At 40.7% G+C, this 23,322-nt stretch carries 19 protein-coding genes; 12 read left to right on the top strand and 7 right to left on the bottom strand.

The features are described from left to right. Window positions 1-79 precede the first annotated feature (79 nt). Both lptB and recJ read right to left on the bottom strand, forming a co-directional pair. Window positions 80-811 (bottom strand): LPS export ABC transporter ATP-binding protein, encoded by a 732-nt coding sequence (gene lptB / locus GXP67_RS15870; RefSeq protein WP_162444030.1) that lies wholly within the window; start codon window positions 809-811, stop codon window positions 80-82. 71 nt (window positions 812-882) lie between these two features. Beyond that, the gene (gene recJ, locus GXP67_RS15865) at window positions 883-2,592 is read right to left on the bottom strand and encodes a single-stranded-DNA-specific exonuclease RecJ (protein WP_197901695.1); all 1,710 of its coding nucleotides are present in this window, start codon (window positions 2,590-2,592) and stop codon (window positions 883-885) included. A gap of 24 nt (window positions 2,593-2,616) precedes the next feature. On the opposite strand from recJ, the gene GXP67_RS15860 reads away from it, so the two are divergent. Together GXP67_RS15860 and dnaJ are read left to right on the top strand one after the other, a co-directional pair. Next, entirely contained in the window at window positions 2,617-3,345 is a 729-nt protein-coding gene (locus GXP67_RS15860; protein WP_317170135.1) for a nucleotide exchange factor GrpE, read from the top strand. A 47-nt stretch (window positions 3,346-3,392) separates the two neighbouring features. Next, window positions 3,393-4,541 carry a molecular chaperone DnaJ gene (gene dnaJ / locus GXP67_RS15855; RefSeq protein WP_162444029.1) on the top strand — a complete coding sequence of 383 codons (1,149 nt, stop codon included), beginning with the start codon at window positions 3,393-3,395 and terminating at the stop codon, window positions 4,539-4,541. Between the two features lie 70 nt (window positions 4,542-4,611). Here the strand turns inward: dnaJ and GXP67_RS15850 are convergent, their stop codons facing one another. The 5 genes from GXP67_RS15850 to rsmA form a co-directional block, all read right to left on the bottom strand. Further along, window positions 4,612-4,875, bottom strand: a complete 264-nt coding sequence (locus tag GXP67_RS15850; RefSeq protein ID WP_232065237.1) for a DUF493 family protein — start codon at window positions 4,873-4,875, stop codon at window positions 4,612-4,614. A 366-nt stretch (window positions 4,876-5,241) separates the two neighbouring features. Continuing rightward, window positions 5,242-6,558: an RIP metalloprotease RseP gene (gene rseP, locus GXP67_RS15845; protein WP_162444028.1), complete on the bottom strand. Its 1,317-nt coding sequence runs from the start codon at window positions 6,556-6,558 to the stop codon at window positions 5,242-5,244. 47 nt (window positions 6,559-6,605) lie between these two features. Next, entirely contained in the window at window positions 6,606-7,784 is a 1,179-nt protein-coding gene (locus tag GXP67_RS15840; protein WP_162444027.1) for a 1-deoxy-D-xylulose-5-phosphate reductoisomerase, read from the bottom strand. Between the two features lie 63 nt (window positions 7,785-7,847). Beyond that, window positions 7,848-9,353, bottom strand: a complete 1,506-nt coding sequence (locus tag GXP67_RS15835; RefSeq protein WP_162444026.1) for a GH3 auxin-responsive promoter family protein — start codon at window positions 9,351-9,353, stop codon at window positions 7,848-7,850. A gap of 164 nt (window positions 9,354-9,517) precedes the next feature. Continuing rightward, on the bottom strand, window positions 9,518-10,294 hold the full coding sequence (gene rsmA, locus GXP67_RS15830) for a 16S rRNA (adenine(1518)-N(6)/adenine(1519)-N(6))-dimethyltransferase RsmA (protein WP_162444025.1): 777 nt from the start codon (window positions 10,292-10,294) through the stop codon (window positions 9,518-9,520). Window positions 10,295-10,450: 156 nt separating this feature from the next. Here rsmA and GXP67_RS15825 point away from each other — a divergent pair, with 156 nt between their 5' ends. From GXP67_RS15825 to GXP67_RS15780, 10 genes are all read left to right on the top strand, one after another. Beyond that, a complete protein-coding gene (locus GXP67_RS15825) occupies window positions 10,451-11,893 on the top strand; it encodes a leucyl aminopeptidase family protein (protein ID WP_162444024.1) in 1,443 nt (480 codons plus the stop codon). Window positions 11,894-11,975: 82 nt separating this feature from the next. Then, the gene (gene pdxA / locus GXP67_RS15820) at window positions 11,976-12,989 is read left to right on the top strand and encodes a 4-hydroxythreonine-4-phosphate dehydrogenase PdxA (RefSeq protein ID WP_162444023.1); all 1,014 of its coding nucleotides are present in this window, start codon (window positions 11,976-11,978) and stop codon (window positions 12,987-12,989) included. A 639-nt stretch (window positions 12,990-13,628) separates the two neighbouring features. Continuing rightward, window positions 13,629-14,351 (top strand): YdcF family protein, encoded by a 723-nt coding sequence (locus GXP67_RS15815; protein ID WP_162444022.1) that lies wholly within the window; start codon window positions 13,629-13,631, stop codon window positions 14,349-14,351. A 205-nt stretch (window positions 14,352-14,556) separates the two neighbouring features. Then, on the top strand, window positions 14,557-16,152 hold the full coding sequence (tal, locus tag GXP67_RS15810; RefSeq protein ID WP_162444021.1) for a transaldolase: 1,596 nt from the start codon (window positions 14,557-14,559) through the stop codon (window positions 16,150-16,152). A gap of 79 nt (window positions 16,153-16,231) precedes the next feature. Further along, complete coding sequence (locus GXP67_RS15805) at window positions 16,232-16,897, top strand: DNA alkylation repair protein (RefSeq protein WP_162444020.1); 666 nt, start codon at window positions 16,232-16,234, stop codon at window positions 16,895-16,897. 76 nt (window positions 16,898-16,973) lie between these two features. After that, on the top strand, window positions 16,974-18,389 hold the full coding sequence (gene gndA, locus GXP67_RS15800; RefSeq protein ID WP_162444019.1) for an NADP-dependent phosphogluconate dehydrogenase: 1,416 nt from the start codon (window positions 16,974-16,976) through the stop codon (window positions 18,387-18,389). Window positions 18,390-18,519: 130 nt separating this feature from the next. Continuing rightward, window positions 18,520-20,052 (top strand): glucose-6-phosphate dehydrogenase, encoded by a 1,533-nt coding sequence (gene zwf / locus GXP67_RS15795; RefSeq protein WP_162444018.1) that lies wholly within the window; start codon window positions 18,520-18,522, stop codon window positions 20,050-20,052. A 103-nt stretch (window positions 20,053-20,155) separates the two neighbouring features. Next, entirely contained in the window at window positions 20,156-20,779 is a 624-nt protein-coding gene (locus GXP67_RS15790; RefSeq protein ID WP_162444017.1) for a hypothetical protein, read from the top strand. Between the two features lie 324 nt (window positions 20,780-21,103). After that, window positions 21,104-21,694, top strand: a complete 591-nt coding sequence (locus GXP67_RS15785) for an RNA polymerase sigma factor (protein WP_162444016.1) — start codon at window positions 21,104-21,106, stop codon at window positions 21,692-21,694. 216 nt (window positions 21,695-21,910) lie between these two features. Next, window positions 21,911-22,966 (top strand): FecR family protein, encoded by a 1,056-nt coding sequence (locus GXP67_RS15780; RefSeq protein ID WP_162444015.1) that lies wholly within the window; start codon window positions 21,911-21,913, stop codon window positions 22,964-22,966. Window positions 22,967-23,322: the final 356 nt, after the last annotated feature.

The following is a 23,322-nucleotide window of genomic DNA, read 5'->3' as shown; positions in this document are numbered from 1 at the left end:
TTGTATTTAATAGCTCCATTCGGTGGTTATTGTCACTGCAAATTGGTTGGTAGTATTTGTTTAATTGCTTTGTATATAGTTATATTTTTCTTCGTAATTCAAAATGTTTCCCTAAATACACCCTTCGTACTTCTTCATTTGAAGCTAAATCTTCAGGAGTGCCTGAGATCAACGTTTTCCCTTCATACAGTAAGTATGCCCTGTCGGTGATAGACAAAGTTTCGTCCACATTATGATCTGTAATCAAAATGCCAATATTTTTGTTTTTCAGTTTAGCAACAATTCCCTGAATTTCTTCTACTGCAATCGGATCTACACCAGCAAAAGGCTCATCCAGCAATACAAACTTTGGATCTACGGCTAAAGCTCTGGCGATTTCCGTTCTGCGGCGTTCCCCACCAGATAACACAATTCCCAGGTTCTTGCGTACATGTGTCAGACGAAATTCTTCCAGCAATTGTTCGGTTTTTTCTTTCTGAAACTGCTTTGGCTTTCCGGTCATTTCTAGTACCGCCAAAATATTTTCCTCTACTGTTAATTTTCTGAATACTGATGCCTCCTGTGCCAGATACCCTAAGCCTTTTCTGGCTCGTTTGTACATGGGAAGCTTAGTTATATTTTCATCGTCGAGAAAAATATCACCAGCGTTTGGTTTGATCAAACCTACGATCATATAGAAAGTAGTAGTTTTGCCAGCACCATTTGGGCCAAGCAAGCCTACAATTTCACCTTGTTGTACCTGCACAGAAACATTATTGGCTACTGTTCTGCTGCCATATTTCTTTAATAGATTTTCTGACCGTAATAGCATAGATTACTAAGTTATGGGTATTGTAGAAGGAGGTTCGCTATATATTTAAACGAACAATGTGTACCCAATAACTATTCCACTTCGTAAAATTTAATATCCTTAATTAAAAGCTGCAACGATTTATTATCTCTGAAATTGTTTTCTACTACCTGATAACATAACCTGAAAGGTTTACCTATGCTTACTTTTTCATAAAAAGCCGCCATACCAAAACCAATTGCTTCAAAAACCGGTGAATCTTCCTGGTAGACAGATATTTTCAGGTGCATATCTTTCAATACTCTGGCATTATCTCTGGCATATACCTTTTCAGACACAAATACTGGCTGCATATTCTCAGGCCCGAAAGGCTCCATTTGCTTAATCACATTATAAAATTTGTAGTTGATCTGATTCAGGTTAAGCGCAAGGTCTATTTCTACTGGCGGAATGAGTTGATCTTCGGTAATTTTACTGGCCACTACCTGTTCAAATTTTTGCCGGAAGGCAGCTACATTTTCAATTTTCAATGTGAGTCCGGCTGCATACATATGTCCTCCAAATTGCTCCAGCAATTCCGAGCACTCTTCGATGGCATTATATACATCAAAACCAGGTACCGAACGGGCAGAACCGGATGCTTTGCTATGCGATTCAGTAAGAATAATAGTGGGCCTATGGTATTTTTCTATACAACGGGAAGCCACAATGCCAATTACTCCTTTATGCCAGTCATTTTTAAATAGTACAGTTGTTTTATTTTCTTTAGATAAACCGTCTGCTTCAATCATGCTTAGGGCTTCTTTCGTAATATGCGTATCAAAGCCCTGTCGATCCCGGTTATTCAGGTTTATTTCTCTGGCATATTCTTCTGCTTCTATTTTTGAATGAGATAATAGTAAATGAACCGCTGCATGAGCATGTGCAATTCTGCCAGCCGCATTTATCCTGGGTCCCAGGCCAAAAACAACATTCGAAATAGTAAGTTTTTTCTCAAATCCTGCAATTTGTATGAGTGCCTGTAAACCAGGACGAGGATTGCTGTTCAGGAGTTGAAGACCATAATAAGCCATCACCCTGTTTTCGCCGGTAATAGGCACAATATCGGAAGCAATACTCACGGCCAGTAAGTCCATAAATGGATACAGCTTATCGAGCGGAATACTGTTCTGCATACAGAATCCCTGTAGCAGTTTAAATCCTACACCACATCCGGAAAGTTCTTTATATGGATATTGACAATCGCTACGCTTAGGATCTAACACAGCATAGGCTTGTGGCAAATGCAGATCAGGCCGGTGATGGTCGCATATAATGAAATCAATTCCTTTCTCTGTTGCATATTCTACTAACTGGGCAGATTTAATTCCGCAATCCAGGGTAATCATTAAAGAAGCCCCTTGCTCATATGCCCAGTCAATGCCGGTTTGAGAAACACCGTAGCCTTCTTTATAGCGGTCGGGGATATAAAACAACAAATTGTTATAGAATGTACGCAAAAACCCATAAAACAACGCAACAGAAGTAGTTCCATCCACATCATAATCGCCGTACACTACAATTTTCTCATGTGTGTAAATGGCCTGTACCAAACGTTCAACTGCTTTATCCATGTCCTTCATCAGGAACGGATCATGTAACTGGTCGAGGGTAGGCCTGAAAAAATTTCTGGCTTCCTCAAAGCTATGAACCCCTCGTTGTGTCAGTAAAATAGCCAGCGATTCAGGTACATGAATGCTTTTACTTAACTGTTCAATAATTTCTTTGGGAGGTAGAGGTTTAAATATCCAGCGCTTTTCCATAATATGCAAAATAACAAATAAACTTTGAATAGTGACTCATCAGAAATGAATAATGATATTCCTCTTAAGGTCACTATTCAGAGTGGCAGTGTATGGCTTACTTTCAAAGTAAGGTTTTGTGCCATGTTGGCAGAAATTATTGGTTTGGCAAAAAAATTGAAGATTGTTTGCGGAAAATCCAAAGGCATAATATTGGCAAATATGGAACAGGAAAAAGATAAAACAGACGAGAAAGAAGTACTTACTGAGAATACTCAGCCACAAAATACAGATAATGGAGAAGATTCAGCTCCTGCCGATGCCTCCACCCTTGGCAAGCTGACTGCTGAATTAGCAGAAACTAAAGATAAATATATGCGCTTATACGCTGATTTTGAAAACTTCAGAAGGCGTACTTCCAAAGAAAAACTGGAGTATATGAAATCTGCCAGTGAAGATGTAATTAAAGCGATACTACCTGTACTGGACGATTTTGAAAGAGCTCAAAAATCACTTGTCTCCCAAGAGGGTAGCGATCCGGCCAAAGAAGGCATACAGCTCATATATAATAAACTATATAAGACCCTGGAGCAGAAAGGCTTAAAACCGATGGAATCTATCGGTAAATCTTTCGACCTGGAACTGCATGAGTCTATTACACAAGTACCTGCCCCTAGTGAGGATTTAAAAGGTAAAATTATAGATGAGGTTGAAAAAGGGTACTTTTTGCATGACAAAGTAATCAGGTTTGCAAAAGTCATTATAGGTTCATAATTATTTATTAAATATATTCAGCAAATCTGAATTACTATCAGGAAGTCATGGCTAAGAGAGATTATTACGAAGTGCTGGGCGTAAGCAAATCGGCACCCGTAGATGAAATAAAGAAGGCATACCGGAAGATTGCTATTAAATACCATCCGGATAAAAATCCTAATGATCCTACTGCTGAAGATAAGTTTAAAGAAGCAGCTGAAGCGTATGAGGTACTAAGCAGTCCGGAGAAAAAACAACGCTATGACCAGTTTGGGCACCAGGGTGTAAATGGTAATGGTTATGGGGGTGGCAGTATGAACATGGAAGATATTTTCTCCCAGTTCGGCGATATTTTTGGCGGAGGTGGTGGCAGCCCATTTGATAGTTTCTTTGGGGGTAGTGGTGGCGGAGGCCGTAGAGTCCGTAAAGGAACCAACCTGCGTATTAAACTAAAACTGGATTTACAGGAAATTGCCAATGGTGTAGAAAAGAAAATCAAAGTAAAACGCCATGTAACTTGTAACATTTGCGGTGGGAATGGCGCTAAAAACGGAAGTTCTCTGCAAAACTGTTCGACTTGTGGTGGCTCAGGTCAAGTGAGAAAAGTAGTCAATACAATGCTCGGCCAGATGGTATCTACCACCACCTGTAGCACCTGTAATGGAGAAGGTAAGATCGTAACCGATCGTTGTGATGCTTGCCATGGCGAAGGAAGAACATTGCAGGAAGAGGTAATTCCAATTAAAGTTCCGGCTGGCGTTGCTGAAGGAATGCAGCTTTCTATGAGTGGAAAAGGTAATGTACCTCTGCGTGGGGGTGTTCCTGGTGACCTACTTATTGTAATTGAAGAAACAGAAGATGAATTATTAAAACGGGATGGACAGAATGTGATATTTGATTTGTATGTCAATTTTGCCGATGCTGCGTTAGGCACTACAGTGGAAGTACCAACTATTGAAGGGAAGGTAAAAATAAAAGTAGATCCTGGTACTCAAAGTGGTAAAATTCTGCGATTGAAAGGAAAAGGTATTAAAGATATTAACGGCTACAATAAAGGCGACCAGCTCATTCATGTAAACATCTGGACACCTAAACAATTGACCCGTGAAGAAACCGTGCTTCTGGAGCGTTTAAGGGAATCGGCAAACTTTATTCCTAATCCTGGAAAAAACGAAAAAGGTTTCTTCGAAAAGATGAAAGAATTTTTTCAATAAGCTTTTCAAATAATAAAATTCAAAAGCCGCATAATTAATTATGCGGCTTTTGAATTTTATAGGGTTAACTCTATAAGGCAATCAAGCCTTCAATAGCCGATGCCTTTTTATACACATCTATTACTTCCTGACTCGACCGCATAAATATTTGTGCGGTCAGGCTTACATAATTTCCGTTTTTGGATTTCCTGGCAGATAATTCGTGTTTTTTAAACATATCTATTACCTTTTCCTGCTTAGCTTCCGGAACTATAAATTTAAACATGTATAACATAGGCCAAGAGTACTGCTCATCCAGTTTCTCTTTCAGGCTATCATATATGTGATCTTTCACTGGTATTCCTTTCTTATTTTAGTATAAACATCATTTTTACCTGAGATAGTGCCCTGCTTATAGAATAATTTATATAGAAACCGGACTCTAAGCCTTTTTTACAAAATTCTGTAACTAATCTTTTTCCACTTCGTTCAATTAAACATAATAAAATGAATTAAGTCTGATTGTTTTCATAAGTAGTGTTGTGAATTGACTTAAATTTGTTGTTTAGTTTATCTGTAAAGAGCAATGCAGTATTCTGTATTGCTCTTTCTTTTTGTACCCTTAAAAGGAAGATAATCATTCTCACATTGAAAACATAAAAAAAGGACAGAAATAATCTGTCCTTATATGTACTAAATAAATCTCTTTTTAAAGGTTATTTCACTGGGTAAATATCTTAAAAGTATCATTGGCAATAGCAAACACCATCAGACTGAGCAGTATAACCATACCTACTTTTTGAGCTACTTCCAGGAATTTATCTGAAGGACTCCTACCAGATACAATCTCGTACATGAGAAACATCACATGGCCTCCATCGAGAGCTGGAATAGGCAGAAAATTCATAAATGCCAGTATCATAGAAAGTAGACCTACAATATACCAGAACCGCTCCCATACCCAGGTACCACCAAAGAATTGTGCAATACCAATAGGGCCGCTCAAAGATTTGGTTGCAGAAACTTCTCCCCGGAATATTTTACCAAATGCTTTAATATTGTCGAAAACTACACCAAAAGCTTTATCAGTACCTTTTACTGCGGCCTGACCTAATGTGTAGTCGATGGTTGCAAATTTTAATAAGGGACTGTGCTGGAAACCGAGCTTACCCTCAGGTGTTAAAGTCGCTTTTAACTCTAATTCCTTGCTATCCCGAAGAACCTTTAAAGTAACTGGCTTACTCTTATTATCTCCAAGCACTTGCAGCAAATCACTGAAATAATTAACAGGGGTTTGATTCACTTGGATAATTCTGTCTCCAGCCTTCAGTCCTGCTTTTTCGGCAGGCTGATCTTTAGCTACTCTCGCTACCTCGAACGGCCCATTTGCCTCCAGAAAAGGACCAGCACTCTTTTTGTCTGACAGTTTTTCTATAAAATCATTAGGGATAGGAATGTCAATCAGTTTTCCATTCCGCTCAACAGTATAATAACTATTAGAAGCTAAAAATACTTTTGAACTCGTAACCTCATCAAAATCTGTAAACTCCTTCCCATTTACCTTTACGATTTTATCGCCATTCTGCAAACCTATTTGTTTGGCCAGATCATAAGCAACAATGCCATATTTAGCTTCGCTGGCTGGCAGGTATTTTTCACCATCAATATATACAATGGCAATAAAAATAATAATACCAGTGATCACATTCACAATAATTCCTCCCATCATCACAATTAAGCGTTGCCAGGCTGGTTTAGAGCGGAATTCCCAGGGTTTAGGTTCTTCTGACAGCTTGTCTGTATCGAGAGATTCATCTACCATACCTGATATTTTTACAAACCCCCCTAAAGGTACCGCTCCCAGCGAATACTCCGTTTCACCATATTTAAACCCAAAAAGTTTAGGTGGAAATCCAATTGAATATTGTTCTACACGCATGCCAAATGCTTTAGCAGCGATGAGGTGGCCAAATTCATGTAGTCCTACCAGAATTGACAGACCCAGTATCAGCTGGCCTGCCATAATTAATGCTTCCATTGATTAATTTAAATTGTTAAAACCTATTACAATACAAACCTGAACGTTTACTTCACTGTTTTAAGGTCTGTCATAGCTGCCGCTATTTTCCGGGTTTCCACATCTGTATTCACATAATCTTCGTACTGTGGATTAGCAAGATACGGGATTTTTGCCATACAACTGGCAATCACATCTGAAATTTCCAGGAAACCTATCTGGTCTTGCAAAAATGCTGCCACCGCTACTTCATTGGCCGCATTGATAATACATGGCACATTTCCACCTTGTTCCAGCGCTTTAAAAGCCAGTGCCAGATTTACGAATGTTTCAGTGTCGGGCTTTTCAAAAGTGAGAGAGGGGTATTTACTGAAATCAAATCTGGGGAAATCAGACTTCAACCGCTGCGGATAACTTAATGCAAATTGAATGGGAATGCGCATATCTGGCAATCCCATTTGTGCCTTAATCGAGCCATCTTCAAACTGCACCATCGAATGAATAATGGATTGAGGATGTACGACTACCTCGATCTGCTCTGCCCTTACATTGAATAACCACTTGGCTTCGATCACTTCCAGCCCTTTGTTCATCAATGTAGCTGAATCTATAGTGATTTTCGCACCCATGGCCCAGTTCGGGTGTTTTAATGCCTGCGCTTTGGTTACTGTTTTTAAAAACTCCTTGTTTTTTCCCCGGAAAGGTCCGCCAGATGCAGTGAGAATGATTTTTTCTATGAGATTATGAAACTCCCCTACCAGGCACTGGAAAATAGCGGAATGTTCGGAATCTACCGGATAAATATTTACACCATATCTGGCAGCTAAACTGGTGATGAGTTCTCCGGCAACTACAAGTGTTTCTTTATTGGCTAAAGCGATTGGTTTCCCAGCTTGTATGGCTTTAATAGTTGGTTGTAAACCGGCATATCCCACCAGGGCAGTCAGCACTATATCTATGCTCTCCATCTGAACCACCGAATTCAGAGATTGTATGCCGCTGTATACTTTTATGCCATGTGGATCTAAAGCTGCAAAAACTTTATCGTATAGCTTGTCATTGCAAATCACCACCGTATTAGGTTGGAAAACAATACTTTGTTCAATCAGCAGGTCAGCGTTGTTTTGAGCCGTTAATACTTCAACTTCAAACTGTTCCCGGTTGGTTGCAATCACTTCCAGGGCTTGTGTACCAATGGAGCCTGTTGAACCCAAAATGGCTATATGTCTTTTTTTATTGCCTGTCATGTGTGGCTTAAATTCACTTTGTAAGGTGCTACATTCATCTTAACACTTTGCCCAAACCTATTCTTATAGATTACCTAGCTTATACTGCTGCAATTCATCTGCAATTACCCTGTCGTTAGACAAACGGGGCACTTTATTCTGGCCTCCCAGCTTGCCTTTAGATTTCATATATGAACGAAAGGCATCTTTTTGCAATGGTGTAATTTTAAGATTTTTTAAAATATTTCCTACAATCAGATCGTCATAATATGAATTGAGTTGCTGTAAGTGTGCATTGAGGTCTTTTTCAAACACAGGCATATTATCAGGCATTCTGGCAAATTCAACCAGCCACTCGTGGTGAGGTAAACCTAATTCAGGTGTTACTTGCGGCGCTACCGTAAACTCAACCAGTTCTACTTCCGGATGCCGTTTCATGGTATGTTGCATTGCTTTTTCTACCTCCTCCCCTATTACATGCTCACCAAAGGCTGAGATAAAATGCTTGATCCGGCCGGAAACAATTAATCTGTATGGATTTTTAGACACAAATTTAACCGTATCGCCAATGGAATAAGCCCATAAACCGGCGTTGCTGCTAATGACTAAGGCATAATTTTTACCTAATTCAACTTCACCAATGGTAAGCCTGGTAGGGTTCTCATTGAAATATTCTTCGGCCGGAATAAATTCATAAAAAATGCCACTATCCAATAAAAGTAATAAGCCTTCTGCCTGCTGTTTATCCTGAAAAGCAAAAAATCCTTCCGATGCCGGAAACAACTCTATCGAATCAATTTTTTTGCCAATGGATTCATAAATTTTTGCCCGGTACGGCTCAAAGTTTACACCTCCATATACAAATAGCTCGAAATTGGGAAATATGTCTTTCACAGGTTTTCCGGTTCTGGCTTTCAGACGGTCAAAATACATCTGCACCCAGGGAGGAATTCCGGAGATGAGTGACATATCGGCATTAATCGTTTCATCAATGATTTTCTCCAGCTTTATCTCCCAGTCTTCAATACAATTGGTTTCGTAACTCGGTTTCTGGTTGGTTCGTAGGTATCCGGGCACATGATGATTGGCAATGCCAGATAAACGGCCGGTAGGAACACCACCTTTTTCATCCAGTACCGGACTGCCGGATAGGAAAATAAGTTTCTTGTCCAGAAAGGCAGATTTACCGGTTTCATGCACATAGTTTAACAGCGCATTACGGGCAGAATTGATGTGGTTAGGAATAGATTCTTTGGTGATGGGGATGTATTTCACACCGGAAGTGGTTCCGGAGGTTTTCGCAAAATAAATAGGTTTACCTTTCCACAATACATCTGGTTTGCCCTCAATAATTTTCTTAATGTAGGGCGAAATCTGTTCGTAATCCCGGATAGGAACTTGCTTTTGAAAATCCCCATAAGAACGAATGCTGTCAAAGTGATGATCTTTTCCAAAAACGGTATGTCTGGCTTCTGCCATCAACTGATTAAACACACGTTGTTGAGTTTCTACTGGATTGGCTGCCCATTTCTGCTGCGCTCCTACCACTATCGATGCAAAAGGCTTGCTGAGTATTGCTCTGATTCCCATAATTGATTAGATGGGCAAAGTTAGGAATTTAAGCGGGTATATAAAGCTTGCACAGGAGATATGCCGGAAGCGTAGAACTGTACTGTATTATTCATATGTAAGATATTGAAAAGAACGGCAATGAATCAGTTTTAGTATATTGAATAAAACAGGTTAAAAGTGGTTTACTTGTTTTCACTCAGTTGCGCCAATAGTACAAAATCTGCTACCCCCAATTGTTCTGCCCGTTTATCCATCAACGGATGCTGAACAACCGCTTCTGGCAAAGCCAGGGGTTTTAAGGCATTGCGTAATGTTTTTCGCCGGTTATTAAATCCTTGTTTAATAAGTCTTTTGAATACCTTTTCATCACAATCCAGCTTTTCTACTGCATTCCGTTGCAGGCGGATTACTCCCGATTTTACTTTCGGCGGTGGATCAAATACATGTTCTGGTACGGTAAACTGATAGGTGATCGTATAGTAAGCCTGCAATAAAACACTCAAGATTCCATAATCCCGGTTTCCCGGAGGAGAAGCGATGCGTTCAGCCACTTCCTTTTGCAACATACAAACCACTTCCGGCACTTTGTCTTTATAATCCAGAATATGAAATAATATCTGCGAAGAAATATTGTAAGGGAAGTTACCGATGATGGCAAATGGCTCTTCAAAAAGTGTATTCAGGTTCAGGTTCAGAAAATCCCCGGAGATAATGCGCTTTTGCAATAGCGGATAGTTTTTTTTCAAATAGGCAACAGATTCTGTATCTATGTCTATTAAGTGAGTTTCATAGCTGGTATTCTGTATCAGAAAATCAGTAAGCACACCCATTCCCGGGCCAATTTCTAGTACCCGTGTATATTTCTGGTGCCCGGAAAGCAAGCCCACAATATCAGCCGCTATTTGCTTGTCAGTCAGAAAGTGCTGGCCTAAATGTTTCTTGGGTTTTACTTTCATCATTATTTTCAATTTAGCCCTGTAAAGTATCAAACAGATGTAACCTATACAACTTCTCTGCGTAATTTCTACACCCCATTCATTGCATATTTTACTATATTGCAGGCCAATATTAAAACCCGGCCTTTCTGTTGAGCTGATTTAACCTTTAAATTATACATGCTGCCTCATCTTACTTATATTGATACACTTGCCCAACAAACAGACACAGCCATACTTCTTACTAAAACAGATGTGATTGATAAGTTCTGTAAAAATTCCCAGGAAGCCGCTTATGTACAGAAATTGCTGAAAGAAGAAGGGGCTTCTGCCACTGTTAACCAGTACGAACGCCTGTTATATTTTATTAAACCTAAAAATGAACCAGCAGGTTACCGCCGCAAAGAGCAATTACGGAAAGCTGGCGCTGAATTATTCAGAAATGTACAACACTCCAAGGCGGAAACGCTGCAAATTACTTCTAACTGTAATAATCCCGACGATATACTTTCCTTTTGTGAAGGCCTGGTCTTGAGCAGCTATGAATTTCTGAAATATAAATCCGATAAAAAAGGCAACCAGCTAAAAGAAGTTTGCCTGCATGCTAATGGATTAACGGAACAAGCCGTAGAAGAATTAGCCAACTTAATTGAAGGCACTTTTATCGCCCGCGATCTGGTGAATGAGCCGGTTATCTTCCTGACCGCTGAGCAGCTGAGCAAAGAAATTACTGTATTGGGCGAACATGCAGGTTTTGATGTGGAAGTTTTCAATAAATCTAAAATCAAAAGTCTGAAAATGGGTGGTTTGCTGGCTGTGAATTTTGGAAGCCCGAACCCTCCCACCTTTAATGTGCTGGAATACAAACCAGAGAATGCCGTTAATAAAAACCCATATATTTTGGTCGGAAAAGGTGTTGTGTATGATACTGGCGGTTTAAGTCTGAAACCCACACCCAATTCGATGGATTATATGAAGAGTGATATGGCTGGTGCAGCGGCAGTAGTGGGTGCGATGTATTCTTTGGCTAAAAATAATATTCCGGCTTATGTAATCGGCCTTATTCCGGCTACTGAAAACCGCCTCGATGGAAATGCAATTACACCAGGGGATGTAATTACCATGCACAGCGGAAAAACAGTGGAAATTATGAATACCGATGCTGAAGGCCGCTTGATTCTGGCTGATGCTTTGAGTTATGCGATCAGATACAAACCTGATATAGTAATTGACCTGGCAACCCTAACTGGTTCGGCAGCACGAGCGATTGGTAAAGAGGGAATTGTATATATGGGCAATGCGCCAGATGAGATAAAGACTGAGTTTGAGAATAGCGGGAAACAAGTATACGAACGGCTGGTAGAATTTCCATTGTGGGAGGAATACAATACACAGATTGAATCCAGTATTGCTGATCTGAAGAATCTAGGAGGGCCGGATGCCGGAGCGATTACCGCAGGTAAATTCCTGGAACATTTTGTGAATTACCACTGGCTCCACCTGGACATTGCCGGAGGCGCTTTTCTCACGGCTCCTGATTCATACCGTGGGAAAAATGCAACCGGTTTAGGTGTAAGGCTGTTGTATCATTATATCAGCAACAAAGTAAAAAGCAAACAATGAGTGAATAATTTAAAAGTTTATAAGTAAAATTTAAACTTCCAAAAGATTTACTCATTCACCCAACCACTCAATCGCATATGATATGTCAGAAATCAAACCAATAGTGGGTATTACTTTAGGCGACTTCAATGGCATTGGACCAGAAGTTACGCTAAAAGCGCTGTCGAATAACAAAATCCTGAAATTGTGTACGCCGGTAATTTACGGTTCCGTAAAAGTACTTACCAAATACCGTAAGTTGCTCAACCTGGAAGAATGGACCCTTCATCCAGTAAAAAGTATAGATCAGATCAGCCCCAAGCGTACCAATGTAATCAATTGCTGGAACGAAAATATCGAAATTCAGCCTGGCAAAGTTACAGCAGAAGCTGGTCAATCCGCTTTTCTGGCGCTTAAAATGGCCGTTACAGATTTGCAAAACAAACACATTGATGCCATTGTAACAGCGCCCATTAACAAGCACAATATTCAAAGTGAAGAATTTAAGTTTGCCGGCCATACAGAATATTTTACCGAAAGTTTTGGCGTGAAAGATAGCCTGATGCTGCTGGTAAGTGAAGGCTTACGGGTTGGGGTAGTTACTGGACATATTCCTTTGCAGGGCGTGAAAGAAGCCATTACGAAAGAAAAAATCATCAGCAAAGTACAAGTATTGTTGCAAGCCTTGAAACGGGATTTTGGTATACAAAAACCCAGAGTAGCCTTGCTTGGCCTGAATCCACATGCTGGAGAAGAAGGATTGCTAGGCAACGAAGAACAGGAGATTATCTCACCAGCTATTAATGAACTGAAACAAAAAGGCAATCTGGTATTTGGACCTTTCCCGGCTGATGGATTTTTTGGCACCATGAGTTATAAGAAATTCGATGCTGTACTTGCCATGTACCATGATCAGGGACTGATTCCTTTTAAAACTATCGCTTTTGAAAATGGTATCAACTATACAGCTGGTTTACCCATCGTTCGCACTTCTCCAGATCATGGTACCGCCTATAATATTGCCGGGAAAAATGTAGCCAGCGAATCCTCTATGCGTGAAGCTATTTACCTGGCCTGCGATATTGTGAACATGCGCAGGGAAATTGTGCAGGTGTAAAGGTATTGAGGCCAATTGAAATATGAAAATACTCTTACCTATATATGTGATAAGCTAGTATTTAGCAATTTTGTATGGTTGTAAACAGAGCAATATAAAACAGATTTATCAGAATGTGTATTTGGAAAAGCATGGCAACCAATATACTCTAATTTTCGATCGGAATACTGACGAAGAGTGGCGATATTACAACGTTGATTCACTTGCCTTTAGTAAAGCGTACAATTTCCTATTCTTCGGTCGGTCAAAAGAAGATGCCGAGCAGAAGTGGTTTTACATCTCTGGGGCACCGAGAGAATTGAAGAAAGGATTTGGTGATTGGTACGATGGAGAGTTTAGAAAACATAGGCTCAACGAGATTTATAAAAATAGGAATTTGTATCAGTCGTTAACATCAACTAACAAAATATGGAATGACTAACAACGTATCATAAGACCAAATACTTCGACCAGCGACCTTTCCAAATGTAAAGCATAACCTTAATATAAGAGCATGATGTCGAGTATTTTTGAACCCTTTTGCAAATTATACAACTCTTATATATATGATTTGCGGCTTCACTCCAGAAACTAACTTAGTATAAATAACATTTCATGTTCTTCATACTTTCTAAAACTGTATTCTACTTATTAATGCCCATGACCTGGATCCTGGGCTTTTTACTGTTCGCCTTATTTACCAGAAATAAGCAGCGCAGAAGGAAATTATTAATTACCACAATAACTTTATTATTTGTATTCGGAAACGGATTTTTAATTAATGAACTGTTTTTGGCCTGGGAAATTCCAGCTACCCCTATTGCAGAATTAAGACAACCTTATGATGTAGCCATTGTGCTCACCGGAATCACCAGTATTGACCAGCAACCCAGAGACAGGGTGTATTTCGAAAAAGGGGCCGACCGTATTATGCATGCCCTGCAACTCTATAAAATGGGCAAAGTCCACCATATTCTCATTAGTGGCGGTTCGGGAAATCTGGTAGGTAGCAAAGAAAGTGAGTCTGAAGAACTGGCAGAAGTATTAAAAATGTGTGGAGTGCCGGAGACAGATATTACGATTGAAAATAAATCGAGAAATACACGGGAAAACGCGGTTTTTTCGGCCGAGGTTTTACAACGCCAATTTCGCAATCAGTCTTATCTGCTCATTACATCGGCATTTCATATGCGGAGGTCAAAAGGCTGTTTCGAGCAGGCAAAATTGCCGGTAACTGTTTTCAGCACTGATTTCTATGGCAAACCCCGAAAATTTACTCCCGACCGGCTTATTCTGCCTTCCGAAGGTGCTCTTGGAAAATGGTATGTATTATGGCACGAAGTACTTGGATATTTAGTTTATAAGGCAATGGGATATGCATAATCAATTGTCATTATTATTTAGAATTTGAAATAAAAGTATGGCTGAGATCATTAAAAAAATGACAACTTACTACTAACCAATGATTAGTACCAGATAACCTAAAAGGAAATTTTCAATTCTCCATTGCCCATTACTTACTATTTCTTTATAAATTGGCGGCCTAAATGCTTTAAAACCAAATCGGCAACCTAAATTTTTTCATATTATGAAAGTAGGCATCGCAGCGGATCATGGCGGATTCGACGTAAAACAAAAATTAGTAGCTTCATTACAGGCAGAAGGATACTCAGTAACAGATTTCGGCGCACATCAGTATGATAAGAATGATGACTATCCTGACCTGATCTTACCTCTGGCCCAGGCAGTATCCAATGGCCAGGTAGACCGGGGAATTGCCGTATGCGGAAGTGGCGTGGGAGCCTCAATTGTAGCCAATAAAGTGCCAGGTGTTCGGTCAGCGCTCATTACAGAAACTTATTCTGCCCGTCAGGGTGTAGAGCACGATGACATGAATATTATGTGTATTGGCGGACGGGTAATTGGCGAAATGCTGGTGCAGGAATTAGTAAAGGCATTTTTGCAAGCTGCCTATACTGGAGAAGAACGTCATCAGCGGAGGCTGAGTAAAGTAATCGCTTTAGAAAAGAAACAAACAAATAATCCTATGACAAGTAATCCTTTAGTTAAAGTACATTCCTTCGGACAAAGCATCTGGATGGATTTTATTCGCCGGGGTATTCTGGCCAATGGCGAACTCAAAGATATGATCGATTCTTATGGCCTGAAAGGAATTACTTCCAATCCTGCCATATTTGAAGAAGCTATTAACCGCAGCACCGATTATCAGCAAGCCATTCAGGAACTGGTACGTGCGGGCAAATCTACAGACGAAATCTATCAGACACTGGCAGTGGAAGACATTCAGAATGCCGCCGATTTGTTCCGTCCAATCTACGACCAGACCAATGCCATGGATGGTTATGTGAGCCTGGAAGTTTCTCCTTATTTAGCAAAAGATACAGATGGCACAATTGCCGAGGCCAAACTGCTCTGGAAAGCGGTAAACCGGCCTAATGTAATGATCAAAGTACCTGGTACCCTTGAAGGTTTACCGGCTATTCAATATCTGATCAGTGAAGGCATTAATGTGAACGTAACGCTGCTATTTGGACTGGAACGTTACCGGGCTGTTACCAATGCCTATATTACCGGACTGGAAAATCGCTTGAGAAGTGGAAAGCCAATTGATAAAATTTCTTCGGTTGCCAGCTTCTTCCTCAGTCGGATAGATGTGATGATAGATCCTCAGCTGGAAAAAATTGCGGCTAGTGGCGGAGAAAATGCGGCTAAAGCCAAATCGCTTTTAGGTAAAATAGCTATCGCCAATGCAAAGATGTCGTACCAGATCTATAAAGAAGTGTTCAATGAGCCCCGCTTTAAAACGCTTGCCGACAGAGGCGCACAGGTACAGCGTTTATTATGGGCAAGTACCGGCACTAAAAATCCGGCCTACAGCGATGTGATGTATATAGAAACCCTGATCGGTCCTGATACAGTGAATACCGTTCCTTTGGAAACATTAAAAGCCTACCAGGATCATGGCCAGCCTGCCTCCAGACTTGAAGAAGGATTAACTGAAAGCCGCAAAATGTTGAGCGATTTAGACAGCCTGGGCATCAACCTGGACGAAATCACGCATAATCTGGAAGTAGAAGGCGTAGATAAGTTTAATAAGCCTTTCGCCAAACTGATGGAAGCCCTGGAAAATAAACGCAAAGAAGCGCTATCCACTGTAAAATAAGGTTTTCATACCATCTGAACAACATATAGCTGTTCAGATGGTATAACCTGCCTTTCATCGCTATTCTGGTAGCCGATCTATGTTAAGCACTCAGATTCTAACAGCGCTTCAATCTCATGGTACGCCAGAAAACCGGGCGGGAATGAGCCGCTTTGGCATCAATACAGCGAATGCATATGGCGTAAGTATGGGTGTTATCCGGAGTATGGCCAAGTCGTATAAAAAAAATCATAGCCTTGCTCTTGACCTCTGGAATACTGGTATACATGAAGCCAGAATTCTGGCTGCTTTGATTGACGATCCCAAGCTGGTAACAGAAACGCAAATGGAAAGCTGGGTACAGGATTTTAACTCCTGGGACCTGTGCGACCAGACCTGCGGAAATCTGTTTGATAAAACCCCTTATGCCTTTGATAAAGCTGCTGAATGGAGCTTCCGGGAAGAAGAATTTATAAAAAGGGCCGGATTTGTACTCATGGCCTGGCTTGCAGTTCATGCAAAGAAAACCCCGGATGAATCTTTTCTTCCTTTTTTTAAACACCTGGAAAGAGAAGCTAAGGACAAACGTAATTTTGTGAAAAAGGCCGTCAACTGGGCATTAAGGCAAATTGGAAAACGAAGCAGGTACCTGCGGGAAGAAGCCATCTTGATTGCCCGTTTAATCCGGGAACAACCCTATAGCAGTGCCAGGTGGATTGCTGCAGATGCCTTACGGGAGCTGGAAAAAGTTAAAATTACTGCTTAATTCATATACTCGAATCGTTCTCTAAAAGGAACTGAGCACATAAACAACAAGTCAATTACTTAAACCTCTTAAAACAATGGATACGCAACAGTATGATTTTGGCATGATAGGCCTGGGTGTGATGGGAAGGAATCTGTTATTAAATATGGCTGACCACGGCTTTGCCGTAGCCGGCTACAACCGCGACCCCAGCAAAGTGACTTCTCTCAAAGAAGAAGCCCAGGGCTTACAAGTATATGGCACATCTGACTTGAAAGATTTCATTTCAAAATTAAAACGCCCCCGTGCCTTAATGTTATTAGTTACCGCAGGTCCGGCGGTAGATATGGTCATTAAAGATTTATTGCCCTTGCTGGAACCTGGTGACTTGGTAATTGATGGAGGAAACTCCTACTTTGCTGATACCGAACGCCGTGCGGAAGAACTAACTCCCAAAGGCATTCATTTTATTGGTGTAGGTGTATCAGGCGGAGAATCTGGAGCCCGTTTCGGTCCGAGTATGATGCCTGGTGGTTCTAAAGCAGCCTATGATGTAGTACGTCCAATTTTTGAATCTATTGCAGCCAAAGTAAATAATGAGCCATGTGTTACCTATCTGGGACCAGGAGCTGCCGGACACTATGTAAAAATGGTGCATAATGGCATTGAATATGGCCTGATGCAATTGATTTCTGAAGCCTATGATATTCTCAAACGTGGCCTGGGCTTAAGTAATGACGAATTGCATGAAGTATTCAAAACCTGGAACGAAGGCGAACTTAAATCTTTCCTGATTGAAATTACGGCTCAGATTTTCCTGCAAAACGACGATAAAACTTCCGGCCGCCTGGTAGATAGTATTCTGGATAGTGCCAAACAAAAAGGAACCGGTAAATGGACTTCGCAGTGTGGGATGGATCTGGGCGTTCCTTTGTCTATTATTGACATTGCTGTAACCATGCGGTATGTGTCTGCCTTAAAAAAAGAGAGAGTAACGGCTGCGAAAGTGCTACCTGGTTCTACACCTAAATTCAATTTTAATGGCGATAAACAAGCCATTATCAATCAGGTCCGGGATGCCTTATACTTCGCTACCATTGCTGCCTATGCCCAGGGAATGACTTTACTGAAAGTTGCTTCTGATACTTATAAATATGAGCTGCATTTGGGTGAAGTAGCCAAAATATGGAGGGGAGGCTGTATCATCCGGGCAACCTTGCTGGAAAATATCCGGGTAGCCTATCATAAAAATGCCCAGTTGCCCAGTTTAATGGTAGACCCCGATTTGTCAGCTCTATTACTGCAAAGACAGGAATCCATCCGCAGAATCATTAGTCATTCGGTACAAGCTGGCATTCCGGTTCCAGGTTTATCAGCGGCATTGGCGTATTTCGATGCCTACCGGACCGACCGTTTGCCTTCTAATCTGATTCAGGCACAACGCGATAATTTCGGTGCTCATACTTACGAACGCATTGATACGGAAGGCATTTTCCATACTCACTGGAATTAATTAATCAATATACACCTTTGGCCTTTATCTGAAAGAGGGTGAGTGCGCAAAGCGTACATTTCCTTCCAGATAAGGCCAGGTAGGTGTAACTCTTTCAATTTTTCCAATCCTTTAACCTGCACATTCGCTTATGCAAGCCATCATAAAACCAGAACCTACTGTTCTCGTCATATTCGGTGCCAAAGGAGACCTTACCATGCGTAAGCTGGCACCTGCTTTATATAATCTATACCTGGATGGATGGCTGCCAGAAAAAGTAGCTATCATTGGCGTAAGTCACCATGATATAAACCAGGAACAATTCTTTGGCTTATTAAAGGATGGCGTAAATCAGTTTTCCCGCAGTGGAAAGCCTGAAGAAGGCAAGTGGAATGAATTTACAGCTTTGTGGTCCTATTTTAAAGCTGATTTTACCAATACGGAAGCCTATAAGAATTTAGCTTCCCAATTAAATTATTATGACCAGGAATGGGGCGTGAGAGCCAACCGCTTATTTTATTTATCGGTAGCACCGCAGTTCATTGAACCTATCACGATTAATATCGGAAACTCCCATATAGCTACTGATTGTGCCCGTGACCGCATTGTGGTAGAAAAACCATTTGGCCGGGATTTAAAAACTGCCAGGGATCTTAACCAGTTGCTGGCAAAAAGTTTCAGTGAATCTCAGATCTACCGCATTGATCATTACCTGGGTAAAGAAACGGTTCAGAACATTCTGGCTTTCCGCTTTGCCAATGCCTTATTCGAGCCCATCTGGAACCGCAACTATATAGATTATGTACAGATCACGGTAGCCGAACAGGTTGGCGTGGAACAGCGGGGTAATTATTACGATAAATCCGGTGCATTACGGGATATGATCCAGAACCATTTACTGCAATTGATGTGCATTATTGCCATGGAGCCGCCAGTATCCTTCGAAGCCAATGAAATCCGCAACCGGAAAGTAGATGTACTGCATGCTTTGCGTAAAATAAACCGGGAAGAGATACACAAATATGCCGTACGTGGCCAGTATGGTGCTGGCTGGATTGAAGGGAAAAAAGTACAAGGCTACCGGGAAGAAAAAGGCGTTCATCCTCAATCTAATACAGAAACGTTTGCAGCGGTTAAATTCTTTATCGATAACTGGCGCTGGCAGGGCGTACCTTTTTATGTGCGTACGGGCAAACATATGCAGGGCAAGTTCTCTGCGATTACTGTTCAGTTCCGGCCGGTACCACACCAGGCATTTCCTACTACGGTAACAGAAAATATGCTTCCTAACCGGCTGATTTTACATATTCAGCCTGAAATGAGCATCCGCTTACGTTTCCAGGCCAAACGCCCAGGCTTAAGTATGACTTTAAATCCGGTGGATATGGTGTTCGACTACGGCGATTATACCACCGAATCTCCGGAAGCCTATGAAACCCTTTTACTGGATGTAATGCAGGGCGATGCTACCTTATTTATGCGTGCCGACCAGGTGGAAGCTGCCTGGGCTGCTATTATGCCGATTCTGGAAATTTGGGAATCCCGGCCATCCCTGGAATTTCCAAATTATACTGCCGGCATGTGGGGTCCTGAGAATGCCGAAGCTTTGGTAGCTCGTGACGGACACAACTGGGCAATGGTCTCTTCACTAAACGGGCATTCCAAAGAAAAAGAAAAGGTTTAATGTATACAGGCAAATACGGGACAATAATTTTCCTCAAAAAACGGTTTACTGATCAGGCAATGTGTCATTAAACTTCAATTGTTCCATCAAAAGTAATACGCTTATGCAAAAACTCATTTTTATTGTACTATTTGTTTTCGCCATACATCAGGCAGCTTTTTCACAAAAAAGCACCAAAGGAATGGCACGGGTTAGTAAAATGCAGGGAATTGAAGTGTATGCCATGTGTGAACCAGTAAGGGAATATGAGGAAGTGTTTGATGTGATCACTGGTGCCAAAGCTGCTTCTTTATTAACTGGCGGGTTGATTAATGAAGGTGTCTCAGAAAAACTGAGTCAGTTTGTGACCCGCGCTAAAAAAGAAGCCGATAAAAGAGATGAGAAGATTGATGCAATTATTTATTCCGATGGAAAAAAAGTGATTGCTGTAAAGTTTAAAGGTACCGCAACTGAGGCCAACAAAGGATTAGCCAAAGTAGCCAAACTAGAAGGTATGGATGTCTACGTTATGAACGAACCTTTGCGGGATTATGAAAATACTGTGGATATAGCTACCGGTGTAAAAGCTAAATCCTATGTAACTGGAGGCTTAGTAAATAATAGTATTGAAGAAGATATGGCGCAATATGTCCGCAGGGCCGTTAAAGAAGCCGACGAAACCAGCAAGAAAATAGATGCGGTGGTGTATTCCGGAGGCAAACGGGCTATCGGTGTAAGCTTCAAGTAAAACGATTTACATTTGAATATATAAAAGCTGTCTCTATACCAGAGGCAGCTTTTATTTTTAGGGATAGTATATGACAAATTCTCCTTTGTGATTTCCCTGTATTACATTATTTCAGCCTCAGCCCGGCATATATTTCCCTTTGTATCCTTTTGTTTCTATGCCTGAAAGCGTGAATACAGCATATTATTTTGAAATATTTTTTTATATTTTGTAATATTATTTATATTCATATAGTTTTTTTACATAATTTATCCAGATATTTCTATTACATAGTTTGCTTGTTTCCTGGCTTTCCCTCATCACTATTAAAAATAAGAGTTAATTATGCCTAAGAATAATAGCTCAGTACAGGTTCAGGATGACACCGCTATATGGCTGGCATTTAAAAGTGGAAGTGAGCTGGCTTTTGATTATATATATGATACTTATTTTTCAAAATTGTATAACTACAGCCTGCGCTTCACTACTGATACAGATCTCATCAAAGACTGTATTCAAAATCTGTATGTAGAGTTATGGCGCAGGAAAGAAAATCTGGCAGATGTGCAGTCTATTAAGTTCTACCTCTACAAATGTATAAGGCACAGAATCATACAAGAGTTAACGAAAAACAATAAACTGGTACACGAAGAAGACCTGGAAGAACATTATAATTTTGAGGTCAGTTTTTCGCATGAATTTCACCTCATCACCCGGCAGATCTCAGAAGAAAACCAGGCAAGGCTGTTAAAAGCATTCGAACTCCTTACCAAAAGACAAAAAGAGGCTGTATTTCTACGCTATTACGACAATCTGGAATACCAGGAGATTGCTTCTATTATGCAAATGAAAGAAGTAAAATATGCCCGCACGCTCGTTTACCGTGCCCTGGATGTACTGAAAGCCAGTATCCGCAAACTGGCTTCCGTTGAATAAAATACTCTCTCCATTTCATTCCACAAAACTCCAGTTACTAACTGAACCTCCTACCAGCATAGAGTAGATTGCATAGTTGATTTGTAGGCTTTTATCCATCGACTGTAGTAGATCATATTTTTTCCTGGCAAAACAAAATTTTTTGAGGGCATTCCATACATCTGTTACTCTTGAGACTGGAAGCAAACCGAAAGTTCACTATCTACTCAGAAAGCTATGCGCTATGAAGATTACCAGCTGATGGATTTTGTAAACGACCAGTTCTTTGTAACATGGGTCAGAAATCCTGATCCGGAAAGTGATGCTTTCTGGCAAGCCTGGCTGGAAAAACATCCTGACAAACAGGAATTACTTGAACAAGCACGTGAACTTCTGAGCTTTCTCACATTTAAAACACAACAGCCTACTTCGGAAGAGCAACGTCAGGTAAAATTAGCCATAAAAAGAAGCATACATGCCGAAACCAGACTACTAACCAAATCCTCAACAGATAACAAACCGCCAGTTGACCGGAAGCCTATCCATTATTGGAGGCCTTATTATAAGATAGTTGCCTTTTGTACCGGTATTTTGTTCTGGTCTGCGGCATTTCTTCTATTTAAAGCCGGATATACTCAAAAATCTTATCATACAAAATATGGAGAAACAAAAACGATTGACTTGCCGGATGGTTCTACCGTAATATTAAATGCTAATTCGACCTTGCACTACAGCAACGACTGGCAGGAATCCAGGTTAAGAGAAGTATGGCTCAATGGAGAAGCTTTTTTTCAGGTGCGCCGCAAACCACACTGGAAAGAAGCCAGATTTATTGTGCATACCAACCAGCTCAATATTGAAGTGCTAGGAACCACTTTCAATGTTAATAACAGAAGAGGCATTGTAAAAGTAGTGCTCAACTCCGGTAAAGTAAAACTCAGGCATATTGATAATGACAAAGACAGCCTGGTAATGGAGCCTAAAGATCTGGTTGAATTTACAGATAATAAAAAGCCCTTTGTAAAGAAAGTAGTAGAACCAGAAATGTATACTTCCTGGCGGCATCACAAACTGATTTTTAATGAAACCCCGCTGAAGGAAATAGCCCAGTTGCTGGAAGATAATTATGGAAGGCCAGTAATTATCCAGGACAAAGAACTGGCGGATAGGCGCTTCACCGGTGCGATTCCTAACGAAAATGTCGAGCTTTTTTTAACGGTGCTTGGTGAATCGCTCAACGTTGACATCCAATCTAAGGATGATACTATTCAGATCAATACACACAGCAAATAAGTACTATCTGACTATAACCTACTATAACCTATCTCTTATGACAAAAAAATTTACGCCAACTTTCAATGAATACCACCTGTGATACAGCAGGATGGCTACAAAATTTAAATATTCCTAAACCCCACATCTATGAGAATAAAGTTATCTAAAGTCAAAAAAAACTGTCCGCATCTGCTCAGGCTCTTTTTAGCGGCATGGTTCGGATGCCTGGTTTCGCCGGTTTTTGCACAAGAGCTGGCATTCAACAATACACCTACACAAGGTGAAACTGGTAAAAACAACGCAGCGCAGACACAGCCGCTGAAAAAGATACTGGCAGAATTAGAAAGCCAGTATAAAGTAAGTTTCAACTACGA

The organism is Rhodocytophaga rosea (assembly GCF_010119975.1).
GTDB classification, from domain to species: domain Bacteria; phylum Bacteroidota; class Bacteroidia; order Cytophagales; family 172606-1; genus Rhodocytophaga; species Rhodocytophaga rosea.
The sequence above is the reverse complement of the archived record's forward strand: the minus strand, read 5'-3'. Positions and strand labels throughout refer to the sequence as shown.

What these genes read in the sequence shown, in the direction of transcription:
- lptB (WP_162444030.1), bottom strand. Translation starts at nt 811, where the DNA reads ATGCTATTACGGTCAGAAAATCTATTAAAGAAATATGGCAGCAGAACA.
- rsmA (WP_162444025.1), bottom strand. Translation starts at nt 10,294, where the DNA reads ATGATGAAAGTAAAACCCAAGAAACATTTAGGCCAGCACTTTCTGACT.
- GXP67_RS15790 (WP_162444017.1), top strand. Translation starts at nt 20,156, where the DNA reads ATGCAAAAACTCATTTTTATTGTACTATTTGTTTTCGCCATACATCAG.
- GXP67_RS15840 (WP_162444027.1), bottom strand. Translation starts at nt 7,784, where the DNA reads ATGACAGGCAATAAAAAAAGACATATAGCCATTTTGGGTTCAACAGGC.
- dnaJ (WP_162444029.1), top strand. Translation starts at nt 3,393, where the DNA reads ATGGCTAAGAGAGATTATTACGAAGTGCTGGGCGTAAGCAAATCGGCA.
- GXP67_RS15835 (WP_162444026.1), bottom strand. Translation starts at nt 9,353, where the DNA reads ATGGGAATCAGAGCAATACTCAGCAAGCCTTTTGCATCGATAGTGGTA.
- tal (WP_162444021.1), top strand. Translation starts at nt 14,557, where the DNA reads ATGAAAGTAGGCATCGCAGCGGATCATGGCGGATTCGACGTAAAACAA.
- GXP67_RS15815 (WP_162444022.1), top strand. Translation starts at nt 13,629, where the DNA reads ATGACCTGGATCCTGGGCTTTTTACTGTTCGCCTTATTTACCAGAAAT.
- recJ (WP_197901695.1), bottom strand. Translation starts at nt 2,592, where the DNA reads ATGGAAAAGCGCTGGATATTTAAACCTCTACCTCCCAAAGAAATTATT.
- GXP67_RS15805 (WP_162444020.1), top strand. Translation starts at nt 16,232, where the DNA reads ATGTTAAGCACTCAGATTCTAACAGCGCTTCAATCTCATGGTACGCCA.
- rseP (WP_162444028.1), bottom strand. Translation starts at nt 6,558, where the DNA reads ATGGAAGCATTAATTATGGCAGGCCAGCTGATACTGGGTCTGTCAATT.
- gndA (WP_162444019.1), top strand. Translation starts at nt 16,974, where the DNA reads ATGGATACGCAACAGTATGATTTTGGCATGATAGGCCTGGGTGTGATG.
- GXP67_RS15780 (WP_162444015.1), top strand. Translation starts at nt 21,911, where the DNA reads ATGCGCTATGAAGATTACCAGCTGATGGATTTTGTAAACGACCAGTTC.
- GXP67_RS15785 (WP_162444016.1), top strand. Translation starts at nt 21,104, where the DNA reads ATGCCTAAGAATAATAGCTCAGTACAGGTTCAGGATGACACCGCTATA.
- GXP67_RS15825 (WP_162444024.1), top strand. Translation starts at nt 10,451, where the DNA reads ATGCTGCCTCATCTTACTTATATTGATACACTTGCCCAACAAACAGAC.
- zwf (WP_162444018.1), top strand. Translation starts at nt 18,520, where the DNA reads ATGCAAGCCATCATAAAACCAGAACCTACTGTTCTCGTCATATTCGGT.
- pdxA (WP_162444023.1), top strand. Translation starts at nt 11,976, where the DNA reads ATGTCAGAAATCAAACCAATAGTGGGTATTACTTTAGGCGACTTCAAT.